This window comes from Flavobacterium sp. SLB02 (assembly GCF_009664855.1).
Taxonomy (GTDB): Bacteria; Bacteroidota; Bacteroidia; order Flavobacteriales; family Flavobacteriaceae; genus Flavobacterium.
Genome location: NZ_CP045928.1, coordinates 1,236,978 through 1,249,365, shown reverse-complemented (window position 1 = coordinate 1,249,365; position 12,388 = coordinate 1,236,978). Strand labels below are relative to the sequence as shown.

Below are 12,388 nucleotides of genomic sequence, written 5' to 3'. Positions count from 1 at the left end.
TTGAAGTTACGGAAATTCCCTTGTTCTATTATTAAGTACAATTTCTATTTATTAATCTGAAAATTTAAAAAAGATAAAACTTAATTTTAATGCGACAGAGTCCAAATAAACAATAACAAAAAAACCAATAATTAATTGGGTCCAAATGTTTATTTATCAAGGAGTTCTTCATTGCCAGAAAATATCATCCCATTCTTGATTATAAAATTCATGAGAAAGTAGTTCATTATTTAATAAAATTTGATATGTCGGAAAAATGTTTCTAATTGCATTAAATATATTTTTCTCTTCGAAGCGTATTAATGTTTCAAGATCATCTTCAATTCTACTTAAAGATTTTTCGACTTCATTTTTTTTAATAAAATGTTTTGCTAATCTGCGATGCTGTATTAAAACTTTATGTACAAATACATTTTCCATTCCTAAATTTGGAAAAATATACTCCTTTTCAATTTGAAAATGTGGTATTAATTTATTGGTATAATACCAATCCGCATAATTTTTAATTCTATTTAGATCAATATTTCGTCTAATACCCATACGAATTATCGAACATAATTCTAATGATTGCACGTGGTGACAATGCAAAAAACTAAGTGTTTTTTCTAGATTTATTTTATTCTCTTCATTAATTATGGTGATATGTGAATTCATTTTTATTTAGTATTAGGATGGGAGGGTCTAAAAACTTATAAAGAATATAGATTTGATATTTATTTACTGTAAAGTTCTAATTACTATCCACTTGATTATAGATGTTGGAGTTGAGACCTAAATTTCGAATATTCCTATCGTTGGTACATTAAAGTATATAGTTGTCAAAATTAATTGTCACACAATAAAAACAATAATAGATAGGATAAGCCTGTTTGATGCAGGATAAACAAAAACCACTCAAATTGAGTGGTTACTTAGAAAAACCTAAATTGGGTTACAAAATCAGTATTGGGGCAATAATTCCAAAGCTTAATCTTCCTGTATTTGCGTCTTTCAAACCATAAACTCTTTCAGCATAAGAAGTGTAATCATATCTTCTGGCTATATAACCCAAATAAAATTTCAGGTTCAAATCTTTGAAAGGATAGTATTCAACAGTTGGGATCAGACCATAGCTAGTAAACAATTTGTTGCATGCATTGACATCAGGATTACCATTCCAATAAGAATTATGATTCATAAGAGTTAATACTAAATTTACTTGTGGTTTAACTCTATACTCTGCTCTTAACCAATTTTCGACGTATACCACATCTTTTGATGCCTCTTCTCCCTTAAGAAGTTTTTGAACAATACCTCTACGGTCTAAATCTTCTGCACTATACTTAAAATCATAATACAACAATAATTTATTGCTTTTAAACTTATTTCCAAGAGCAATATAATTCATGCTTGTGTTTTTGGCCTCATTAAAGAAACCATAGCTGTACGACGTTTCAAGTTTACCTCCAAAAAAGCTTCCTTCCCAATTACTTACAAATGCCAAAGCCGTTTTCGACTCTACTGTTCCATCTGGTACACTATTATCATATTGCTCTTTTAAAATATTTGTTCTTGAATCTAATATTTGAAACTTTAATGTGTTCCTGCCATCCTTAAACTTATGGGATATACCCGCACCGGTTAGATTGTGATCAGAGTTATTCAAAATATCATTATACTCCAAAATATAAATTGCATTCATATCAAATTCATACCCTCCCAAATCAGCCAATAGTTTTCCCATAGAAAATTTGGTTCTGGGTGTAAAATCAATAAATAAAGCAGCAATATCAGTAGTTCTGTTTATATTATCCTGACTACCTATTTTAGGTGTTCTGGTGTATCTGTCACGAAATCTAAAACTTACTTTTTCATGAATCTTTCCTTTTATTTCAAGCCTGAACTGACTAACTGAAAATACTGATTTTGAATAATCCCCATCTTTAAATTCAGAATTAAATCCAAAACGAGTATTAAAAATAACATCAATATCTCTCAATAAAGACTGTTTTGAAGTAGGAATTATCGACTGATACAACTGAGTGTCTTCGCTTTGTTTTTGCGCAAGAATACAAATTGGGATAAATAAAACAATGAAACAAAACAATCTATTTTTTATATTACTTATAGTTTCCATGATCATTTTATAAAATAATTGAACCGATTAGAAAACCAACAGCAACAGCAACAATAGTAGCGACAATACCTGGCAGGTTAAAACTGTGATTGATAACATATTTACCGATCTTTGTACTTCCCGTTCTGTCAAAACTGATAGCTGCTAATAGCGTTGGATAACCTGGTAATACAAAGAAGCTATTTACCGTGGGAAAGGAAGCTATCAAAACTAAAGGGGAAAGCCCTAAAGCTATACCTAATGGTATCATCGTCTTAACAGCAGCTGCTTGGCTAAACATTATGATTCCTAAAAGAAATAAAGCTATAGCAAATGTCCAGGGATAAGCAGTAACAACGCTTCCTAAAGACTCTTTGATGACAACCGAATTATTTTCCATGAAAGTAGAAGCCATCCAGACTACTCCAAAAACCGATATAACTGCTGAGGCCATAGAACTGAATAAACTAACTTGGGTAACACTAACAGCGCTAGTTTTTGTAATTAGCATCATGGCAGCTGAAGCAGACAAGGTGATTAAACAAATAACAGCTACCATTGAAACAGTACCATCATCTTTTAGAACTAAATTTTTTGTTCCAGGTCCAAAATTGGGCAATAAATCAGGAAAGGCTCCAGCAATTACAATTAGTAGAATTGCAACACTAAAAATCATAACCGCAGTTTTAGCTCCGGTTTTTACTTTTGTTCCATTGCCTTCTGTACTGGAATCAATACTTTTAGCAAACTCAGGGTCTTTCATTTTCTCAATAAATATTGGGTCCTGATTTAATTCTACCCCTCTTTTTCTAATAACAAAACAAGCAACTAGTGTCCCTATAAGACCTGAAGGAATAGCTATGATCATGACATCAAAAAGAGCACCCGGGTAACCTAATAATACTACCAAAGCTGCGGTACACGCACTAATAGGGCTGCCTGTTAATGCTAAGTGAGAGGCAATAACCGATATACTAAGAGGACGCTCAGGGCGTATTCTTTTCTTTGTAGCCACTTCGGAAATGATGGGTAATATAGAATACACTATATGAGAAGTCCCAGCAAACAAGCACAAAAAATAAGTCGCAAAAGGAGCGATAAAAGTAACATTTGAAGGATTATTTCGAATTACTTTTTCGGCTAAACTTACCAAGTAATCCAGACCTCCTGACGCCTGAAGGGTTGCGGCAGTGGTTACAATAGCAATAATAATTAACATAACATCCATAGGCGGTTCCGTTGGTTTCATATGAAATCCTAATACGAAAATCACTAAGCCGAAAATCCCCATTACACCGAGACCTATACCTTTCATTCGTGATCCGATAAGAATCGCGATTATAAGGATTGAAAATTCTATCCAGAACATAATAATTGTTTTAAATTGGTTTGATTTAGTCTCAATTATACCAGGAGGCACCTAAAAACAGGGCTTCTTCCAATCATAATTGAATACTATTCTAAAAATATTTTTTGATTTTTTGTTCTATCATCAGTTCTCAAAAAGGAAACAGCAATAAAACGTTATCATTTGAGGATTAAGATTATCCCCAACAATAAAAAAGGGTAGTTTTATCTTCATTAAGTAAAGTAAACCACTTGAATCTGCTGTATTGGAGTATTATACAACAATATCTTTTCAGGATGTGTTCCAAGTGAATTACTTACAGAAGTATTAATATAACAGATTATCAAACCATTGCAAACTATTCATCTAACATTTTTGTTTGCTAAAAACGTTAACGATAACAGGGTAGAAATCTGAAGATTCATAACAATTTATGAATTTATGAATTTAGGGTTTATTAAATTTTCTAATGAATAAATTTCATTCCATTTCTCTTGAGTAATTTCCTTACGTTCTATTACTACGATCTGGTGTATACTTTTGTTTGTTTTAAGTGCTTCTCCAGCAATACCGGCGCATACTTCATATCCAAGAATTGGATTCAATTGTGTAACAATTCCAATACTATTCATTACCATATTAAAACAATGATCTGTATTTGCTGTAATTCCCACAATACATTTATCCACTAAGGTTTGGATTGCATTACCCAGATAGTCTAATGAAGTAAACATAGCAAAAGCAATTACCGGTTCCATAACATTTAATTGTAACTGACCTGCTGATGCTGCCAAGGTCACTGTTAAATCCTGACCAATAACATAAAAACAAGTCTGATTTACTACTTCTGGAATTACAGGATTTACTTTTCCCGGCATAATTGAAGATCCTGGTTGACGTGCCGGCAAATTAATTTCGTTAAATCCTGTTCTTGGGCCTGAACTTAACAAACGTAAATCGTTACAGATTTTAGTAATTTTAACTGCTGTTCTTTTTAGAGTACCCATAATTTGAACATACGCACCTGTATCAACCGTTGCTTCAATTAAATCTGGAGACAATGTTAGAGGAATACCTACTTCTTTTGCTAAATAATCCACACAAATTTCTGGATAACCCTCTGGAGCATTTACTTTAGTTCCAATGGCAGTTGCTCCCATATTAATTTCTAACAATAAACTTTGCGCCTCTTTTAATCTCTTAATATCTTCTCCAATTGTAGTGGCATAGGCATGAAACTCTTGACCCAAAGTCATCGGCACTGCATCTTGCAATTGTGTACGTCCCATTTTTAATACACTTTTAAACTCTACTCCTTTTTCAGAAAAAGCATTTTCTAAACCTCCTAAAATAGTAATAAAGTGTTCCATCTTTAGATAAAGTGCAATTCTAAATGCTGATGGATAAGCATCATTTGTAGACTGAGAACAGTTTACATGATTGTTCGGGTGAAGAAAATCATACTCTCCTTTTTTATGACCTAAATATTCCAGACCAATATTTGCGATTACTTCATTTGCATTCATGTTTACTGAAGTTCCAGCGCCACCTTGAATCAAATCACTAACAAACTCCTGATCAAATTTACCTGCAATAAGCTGATCACTTCCATAACAAATAGCTTCAGTTATTTTTGCGTCTAAAACACCACAATCTTTATTTGCTAATGCAGCAGCTTTTTTTACATATCCTAAAGCTTTGATAAATAAAGGCTCTTTTGAGATTGAGATACCAGTAATATTAAAATTTTCTACGGCTCTAAAAGTCTGTATTCCGTAATATAAATGATTCGGGATTTCTAATTCTCCTAAAAAATCATGTTCTTTTCTTGTAGTTTTCATAATAAAATTAATTTCTAATTATTTGATAAGTTCTTATAAGTATTTCTAATACTTTTTTGAAAGGATTGTTACTTAATTCTGCAAAGCTTGCAAGTATATTTGCTTAGGAGTAATCATTATTCTGATGTAAATATGCGCTTGCTATGGTAGTAAAGGGATGATAATTATCATGACGATTCAGTTTTTTTTTTAAAAAGCAGTTGCAAATTTTATTTGCACATATCAGTAACCTGTTTTATTTTGTAATTGTAGTTACTGTCACTGGCTTTACACCATTTGTACCATAACCTCAGGGAGCTGGTACAAATTAATATTGAAATTGTAAGAAGTAGATTTTCTCCAAAATAATACTATGCAAGCATAAGATTTTTATTATAATTTATTTTGGAGGTGTCAGACACGTATTCAAAAATCCTGAAATTTACTGTAACTTGATTTTTGTAATATTCATACATAAGCTTATCATATGTTCTTTGCCTTAAATCACTACTTTTTGATATCTAAAATTATTTAAAAACAAATTGTAGTATTGACCAATTGATCGATTTCATCCGTGGTCTTTCTATAAAAAAGATACAGTTTCTGTAGTATTTATGATCTTGCAATGCAGAGATTAGCCGACCCGGCAGAAATCGCGAAAAGAGTATTATTTCTTTCGTCAGATGATGCAAGTTTTATTACTGGAACAGAGCTGTTAGCAGATGGGGGCTATATAGATTATGCTCTAAAATAAATTCATTACCTGCCACTAAATGACCAGATCGCTCGGATTTGTAATCGATGCCCGCAAAGAATTTTCCGCGCGATCATTGTGCATATCCGCGCGATCGGATAAAGAATTCAAATGTTACATGCTCTCATATCAAAAAAACATTAAAAATTTGAACCGAATTTACATCAACCCCCAACAGGACATCCAAACCAAAATATTGAAGACATAAAAAGACAGCCTCTACTTCCAGTAAGCCAATCTCTTCAAATCCTTCATAAATTTTATAGAAATTTGTCCCGTCGAGGTCACAAACAAGCCAAATGGCGACAATTGAAGACAATTGGCGCCTTTTTTTTTATAACCTTACTTATTTTATTTGTCTAAAGAGCCGGGCTCCTCAGCAGCAGCCCCGATTGCTTCGCCAGTTCGCTTCGCTCGTCTGCACTGAAATCCTTTTGTGCCAGGGTTCGGCACAAAAGATTGGAACAAATAGCGGGAAGAGCTGCTAAAAACAGCTTTAAGCAAAGGTGTAAACTTATAAACCCAGCACTGAATAGTAGCATAATCAACAGAAACTCCTCGCATTTTCACAATCTCTTCAACATCCCCTTAGCTTAATGTATACCTAAGCTTAAAATATACTGCCTTCAGTATAATAGACTTCGGATAGCAATGACCTTTAGTATTCATAAGTTTAAGAATTTAAAAAAGACAAAGATAAAACGTAGTTATAGATGCGACAGAACCTAAAATGGTTAATAATAACCAATTATTAGTTAATTTCGTTTTCTAAATTTGCAAGTAGAAGAAAAAGTGCTATTTTTAGGTTCAGCATATAGCTGTTATCGAGCTATTAGTTCAAAGCCTAAATTCATAATTTCGAGTTTAATCTATAACCCCAATAAAATTATGAAAAAAGCTATTCTGAAATACTTTGCTATTCTTCTTCTTTTTGTATCTTGCAAAACACCGCAAATGAATAATGAACCTGCTAACTCTTTTTTACCGATGCAAATCGGAAATCAGTGGAGAATTGATTCACAAAATTATACCGAAATACAAGATACCGTAAGGATGGATGGTAAATTGTACTACAAATTCTACTCTTTAATAGGCGGTGATGCTGTTTCGACAGTGTATCTTCGAATCGATGAGAATAATCAATTAATGGAATCATGGCCAGATTCAACAGGTAAGCAATATACCAGAGCAAAGTTTAACAGCAAAGTTGGCGATAGTTTCTTTACCCTTAATGACGGAACCACTAATGATTACAAAGTTACTGTAATAGAAAAAACTGATAAAAAAATAACCTTTTCTTTTGAAATGATTTACCATGATAATATGAAAGGTGAATCACATCAGGTAACGTATGTTAAAGGACAAGGTTTAGATGATGATTGGAAAAGTATTAAGATTGACGGGAAGATGGTAAAGTAGTGATAATATTGGTTCTGTCGCATCTGTCAGAATCAAATATAAGAATTTAAGTAATTTAAAAGTTAGCCTGCTAATTTAGAGAATGATTTAAACATAGTTGTCCCATGTCCAATAATCTGATTCTTTCTCAGCATATGCACAACTTCAATTCCACTCAATGTTCGTCTTGCTGATTCAAAGCTTTTAAAGCCTAACCCGTTTTGTATCCTCCATTTTATAAATCGATGGTCCTGTTCTACAATATTGTTGAGATATTTACACTGCCGAATTTTAATCTTTGAGAACGAACGCTTGTTATAGACTTTGATCGCTGCGGTATTAGAACCGCTTTTATCAATGTTTATTACTCTTGGTATGCAGTTATTACTAATTACTTTAATTAGAAAAGACTGAGCGCTCATTCTTTGTCTTCTTCTGGTCAAAAGAAAGTCTACTGTATTGCCTAGTTTATCTACTGCTCTATATAAATAACACCAAATACCTTTTACTTTGATATAGGTTTCATCCAATCTCCAACTTGTACCTACTTTACCTTTTCTCTTCTTCATCTCTGACTCAATGAAAGGTGTAAACTTAAAAACCCAGCGCTGAATAGTAGCATGATCAACATGAACTCCTCGCATTTTCATGATCTCTTCAACATCCCGATAGCTTAACGTAAACCTAAGCTTAAAATATACGGCCTGCAGTATAATAGATTTCGGATAGCAATGACCTTTCGTATTCATGAGTTTAACAATTTAAAAAAGGCAAAGTTAAAACGTAGGTAGATGCGACAGAACCAAAAATTACGATCATGAAGACGGTAATTCTCAAAACCAAAACAAAGCCCCAAAAACCACAGGTCCAAAGAGCAACCCCTATGACTCGGGGAACCTTGACCAGAAACCCGACAGCGACCCCAAAGACATAACCGGGGAGGACATAGAAAAAGACCTTATAGATAATGACCCATCGGAGGGGTCTCAAACTGATTCTAAAAAGTAAAAATAAATTCGGCATAGTAATTTGATGACTGCCAGTATAGTTGGAACAAAAGCAGAGAAGATAACTTAAATTGTAAGCCAACAAACCCCCTCACCCCTTGACAGGCCTGAAATTTTCACCTATTTTTGCCCCATGACCCCAGAAGAAATAAAACGTTATTTTGAAGCCACTCCCCCGCCTGAGGAAGTGGAGTTAAAGCCATGGGCTAAAATCACAGATTCCCAGCTTTTCCTTAAAAGCTGTTTTCTAACTATATACCATTATAAAGGAGACCTGGAGACGTGCCCAGCCTGGTGGCATTTAAAAGAGTTCTATACACTTGTAAGACGAGGTTCAAAGGAAATGAAAAGCGAGAATCAATCCGAATAAACTTTAAATTTGCAGCCCTGCTTTAAGCGTATTGCAAGGAACTACTACGGATAAACAGTATTTCAAACTTACTACATTTTTAAATACTTTTTCTTTAGGTTCATTGCTCACCATAATCTTATCATTAAATATTTATTACGTTTTCACATATTCTACTTTCAATGTAATAACTTTGTTTAGATGAAAATTTTAGTAATAGAAGATGATCAAAGAGTAGCAGAACTCATTCAAAGAGGGCTGACAGAGCATGGGTTTATTCCAACACTAGCTTATGATGGTTTATCCGGGAAAAAACTAGCACTGAATAATCAATATGATTTGATTATTACAGATATTATCCTACCTAAACTTGACGGACTTGATCTATGTAAAGAGATACGACAAATTAAACCCGATTTACCTATAATAATGCTAACTGCATTGGGTACAACCAATGATAAAGTAGAGGGTTTTGATGCCGGAGCAGATGATTATCTGACAAAACCTTTTGAAATGAGAGAACTTTTAGTTCGTATAAGAGCCTTGTTAAAAAGAAGTAATACTACTATAAACAACATTGGTTTTATTTTAAAATACGCAGATCTTGAAATGAATCTGCAAACCAAAAATGTAATAAGAAACAAAACTGAAATAAACCTTACTCCAAAAGAATTTAAGCTCTTAGAATATATGCTCCAAAATTCGGAACGTGTTTTATCCCGAACAGAAATTGCAGAAAAAGTATGGGATACTCTTTTTGATACCGGCACAAATTTTATTGATGTTTATATTAATTATCTAAGAAAAAAAATAGATAAAAAATTTGATAAAAAACTCATTCATACCCGATCCGGAATGGGATTTATTTTGAAAGCAGAATGAAAATCAGAACTCGTCTAACCATATTGTTTACTTTTATAACAGCTGCTATTTTATTAGTATTTGCTGCTATTATTCTGGTTTCTGCAAGAGAAAACAGAGAAAAAGAATTTTATGCATTATTAAAAAAAGAAGCAATTACCAAAGCAAATTTATTTTTTAATGCCAAAGTAAACAGTAAAACACTACAAGACATTTATAAAAACAATCGCGCTACATTAAATGAAGTGGAAGTGGCCATTTATACAACTTCATTTCAATTATTATATCATGATGCTGTTGATATAGATGTTGTAAAAGAAACAAAGCCAATGATTGATAAAATCGTCCAGAAAGGCGAGATACAATTTTATCAGAATGATTGGCAGGTAATTGGAATGAAATATAAATTTCAAGAAAAAGAATATTTAATTACAGCTGCAGCATATGACGGATTTGGCTATATAAAATTAGATAATTTGCTTAAAACCTGCATTATTGTTTTCATCATATCTATTTTACTGCTCTATATAGCAGGCCGTTTTTTTTCAAGAAAAGCATTTGAACCTATCGTTAGAATGACAAGCAAAGCAAAAAACATCTCTGCTACAAATCTTGACCTGCGATTAGACACAAACCAAAGTAAAGATGAAATATCAGAACTTGCAGCTACTTTTAATAAAATGCTAGACCGTCTGGAGAATTCCTTTGATTCACAAAAACAATTTGTTTCTAATATTTCTCACGAATTACGAACACCTCTTTCTGCTATTATTACAGAACTTGAACTATCCACTAATAAAGAACGAAATAAAGAAGAATATAAAGTCATTATCTCAAACACATTACAAGATGCTAGAAAAATAACAAAATTATCTAATAGCTTACTTGATCTTGCTAAAGCTAACTATGATCCTGCAGAAATTGCATTCAAACAAATACGTATTGATGAGGTTTTACTTGATGCCCAGCTACAAGTTCAAAAATCAAATCCAAATTATAATATTGCCATTCATTTTGAAAATGATTTTGAAGATGATGATCAAATCACCATTCATGGAAATGAATATCTACTAAAAGTAGCCTTTGTAAACTTGTTTGAAAATGGTTGCAAATTCTCTCAAAGCAAACAAAGTAAAGTTGTCATCTCGTTTAAAAAAGAGGCCGTTATTTTGCGATTTTCCGATAATGGCATTGGAATTTCAGAAGAAGACTTAAAACATATCTTTAAACCATTTTACCGGGGATCAAATAAAATTTATGCCGATGGAAATGGTATTGGATTGTCTTTGACTCAAAAAATCATCTTACTTCATAAAGGTACTATCTCGGTTTTATCCGATAAAAAATCAGGTACGGTATTTACTGTTGAACTTTATCATAGCACAAAATCCACTATAGATTAAGTCTTTCTAATAAAATTCTAATTTTTTTCTAAAACATCTCTAACAGCCCCTCTTAAGGGGTTGTTCTATTTTTGCACCATTATAAAAGGAAGCTGTTTTGTTTAATAAAAATAGTTCTCGCCTAAACTTCAACATAAACCTAACAGCTTTTAATAACATGTTAGGTTTACATAAAAACAAACCATTATGATGCACAAAAGAAACTCCAAGAACAAACTCTTAATATTTAAAACTCTAAATCAAAATAGTATTCTTTTTTTAATTGCAATGACCATTCTTATTGCCTGTAATGATAAAAAAACTACAATAGAGAAAGATAATTATTCCGTACAAAACGATACTATTCTTGTTCCCGAAACATCTACAATTGCACCTAAATTAAAATTGGAAACTGTTAAATCCGAGCTGTATCAATCAGAATTAATAACAGCCGGAACAGTAAAAGCGATTCCTAATTTTTATGCAGAAATTGCTCCTCCATTCTCTGGCAGAGTAACCAAAGTATATTTAAAACTAGGCATGAAAACTCAGGCTGGAACACCTCTTTTCGAAATGGTTTCCCCTGATTTCATTGATGCACAGAAAAACTTCTTTCAGGCAAAATCTGCCTATCAGGTTGCTAAACTTTCATTAAAACGCCAGCAGGATTTAAAAATTAATGGCGTAGGTTCTCAAAAAGATTTAGAAGAGACGCAAACCAACTTTCAGGTCAATGAAAAAGAATATCAAAATGCTGTTGCGAGCCTGAAAATATTTGGGGTAAATGTGAACAAACTTGTTTTTGGCCAACCCTTAATAATTACCTCTCCTATTGCAGGAGAAATCATAACAAACGAAGTGGTCATGGGGCAATATATAAAAGCTGATGATGCTCCCAAGGCTAAAGTTGCAGATTTAAAAAAGGTCTGGGTCTCTGGACAAATTAAAGAAAAAGACATTCGTTTTATACATGAATTAGATGGCGCAGAAATTCAGGTTGACTCTTATCCTGATAAAAAAATCACAGGTAAAATATACCATGTTGACGAAATGGTTGATGAGGCCACCCGCAGTGTACAAGTATTAATTGACTGCCTTAATAATGATCATACACTTAAACCAGGGATGTATGTAACTGTAAAATTTATTGATACACCTGAAAATACATTGTTTGTTCCGGCCAAAGCTGTTTTACAGTTTAACGATAAAAGTTTTGTATTTGTTCAATTCGCAAAAGGAAAATATATCAGGCGTACTGTTGAAACTGGAATTTCCAAAAAAGGAAAAATAGCAATCCTATCCGGATTAAAATCAAATGAAACAATCATAAGCGAAGGAGCTTTTTATCTCCTTGAAGCAAAATAATACCGAGAT

Annotated in this window: 10 protein-coding genes; 5 read left to right on the top strand and 5 right to left on the bottom strand. The window is 32.8% G+C overall.

The annotated features are described in order from the left end of the window. Nucleotides 1-168: 168 nt before the first annotated feature. From GIY83_RS05060 to aspA, 4 genes are all read right to left on the bottom strand, one after another. Entirely contained in the window at nt 169-654 is a 486-nt protein-coding gene (locus tag GIY83_RS05060) for a hemerythrin domain-containing protein (protein ID WP_208685306.1), read from the bottom strand. Between the two features lie 277 nt (nt 655-931). Beyond that, nucleotides 932-2,116: a porin gene (locus GIY83_RS05055; protein ID WP_208685304.1), complete on the bottom strand. Its 1,185-nt coding sequence runs from the start codon at nt 2,114-2,116 to the stop codon at nt 932-934. A 7-nt stretch (nt 2,117-2,123) separates the two neighbouring features. Then, nucleotides 2,124-3,464, bottom strand: a complete 1,341-nt coding sequence (locus GIY83_RS05050) for an anaerobic C4-dicarboxylate transporter (protein WP_208685302.1) — start codon at nt 3,462-3,464, stop codon at nt 2,124-2,126. Nucleotides 3,465-3,874: 410 nt separating this feature from the next. After that, complete coding sequence (aspA, locus tag GIY83_RS05045) at nt 3,875-5,284, bottom strand: aspartate ammonia-lyase (protein ID WP_208685300.1); 1,410 nt, start codon at nt 5,282-5,284, stop codon at nt 3,875-3,877. A 604-nt stretch (nt 5,285-5,888) separates the two neighbouring features. Here aspA and GIY83_RS05040 point away from each other — a divergent pair. Next, complete coding sequence (locus tag GIY83_RS05040) at nt 5,889-6,017, top strand: SDR family oxidoreductase (RefSeq protein ID WP_208685298.1); 129 nt, start codon at nt 5,889-5,891, stop codon at nt 6,015-6,017. Between the two features lie 888 nt (nt 6,018-6,905). After that, on the top strand, nt 6,906-7,436 hold the full coding sequence (locus GIY83_RS05035) for a hypothetical protein (RefSeq protein ID WP_208685296.1): 531 nt from the start codon (nt 6,906-6,908) through the stop codon (nt 7,434-7,436). A gap of 62 nt (nt 7,437-7,498) precedes the next feature. Here GIY83_RS05035 and GIY83_RS05030 read toward each other — a convergent pair whose 3' ends face one another. Beyond that, entirely contained in the window at nt 7,499-8,164 is a 666-nt protein-coding gene (locus GIY83_RS05030) for an IS6 family transposase (protein ID WP_208685294.1), read from the bottom strand. Nucleotides 8,165-8,972: 808 nt separating this feature from the next. Here GIY83_RS05030 and GIY83_RS05025 point away from each other — a divergent pair. The 3 genes from GIY83_RS05025 to GIY83_RS05015 all read left to right on the top strand — a co-directional run bounded on the left by GIY83_RS05025 (nt 8,973) and on the right by GIY83_RS05015 (nt 12,379). Next, entirely contained in the window at nt 8,973-9,653 is a 681-nt protein-coding gene (locus tag GIY83_RS05025) for a response regulator transcription factor (protein ID WP_208685292.1), read from the top strand. Continuing rightward, on the top strand, nt 9,650-11,035 hold the full coding sequence (locus GIY83_RS05020; RefSeq protein ID WP_208685290.1) for a HAMP domain-containing sensor histidine kinase: 1,386 nt from the start codon (nt 9,650-9,652) through the stop codon (nt 11,033-11,035). Before GIY83_RS05025 ends, GIY83_RS05020 begins: the two co-directional genes overlap by 4 nt. 267 nt (nt 11,036-11,302) lie before the next feature. Beyond that, the gene (locus GIY83_RS05015; protein ID WP_229029217.1) at nt 11,303-12,379 is read left to right on the top strand and encodes an efflux RND transporter periplasmic adaptor subunit; all 1,077 of its coding nucleotides are present in this window, start codon (nt 11,303-11,305) and stop codon (nt 12,377-12,379) included. The last annotated feature ends 9 nt before the right edge of the window (nt 12,380-12,388 follow it).

Bases quoted from the DNA above. Each gene is read 5' to 3' on its own strand.
- GIY83_RS05030 (WP_208685294.1), bottom strand. From the start codon at position 8,164: ATGAATACGAAAGGTCATTGCTATCCGAAATCTATTATACTGCAGGCC.
- GIY83_RS05060 (WP_208685306.1), bottom strand. From the start codon at position 654: ATGAATTCACATATCACCATAATTAATGAAGAGAATAAAATAAATCTA.
- GIY83_RS05020 (WP_208685290.1), top strand. From the start codon at position 9,650: ATGAAAATCAGAACTCGTCTAACCATATTGTTTACTTTTATAACAGCT.
- GIY83_RS05015 (WP_229029217.1), top strand. From the start codon at position 11,303: ATGACCATTCTTATTGCCTGTAATGATAAAAAAACTACAATAGAGAAA.
- GIY83_RS05055 (WP_208685304.1), bottom strand. From the start codon at position 2,116: ATGGAAACTATAAGTAATATAAAAAATAGATTGTTTTGTTTCATTGTT.
- GIY83_RS05035 (WP_208685296.1), top strand. From the start codon at position 6,906: ATGAAAAAAGCTATTCTGAAATACTTTGCTATTCTTCTTCTTTTTGTA.
- GIY83_RS05025 (WP_208685292.1), top strand. From the start codon at position 8,973: ATGAAAATTTTAGTAATAGAAGATGATCAAAGAGTAGCAGAACTCATT.
- GIY83_RS05050 (WP_208685302.1), bottom strand. From the start codon at position 3,464: ATGTTCTGGATAGAATTTTCAATCCTTATAATCGCGATTCTTATCGGA.
- GIY83_RS05040 (WP_208685298.1), top strand. From the start codon at position 5,889: ATGCAGAGATTAGCCGACCCGGCAGAAATCGCGAAAAGAGTATTATTT.
- aspA (WP_208685300.1), bottom strand. From the start codon at position 5,284: ATGAAAACTACAAGAAAAGAACATGATTTTTTAGGAGAATTAGAAATC.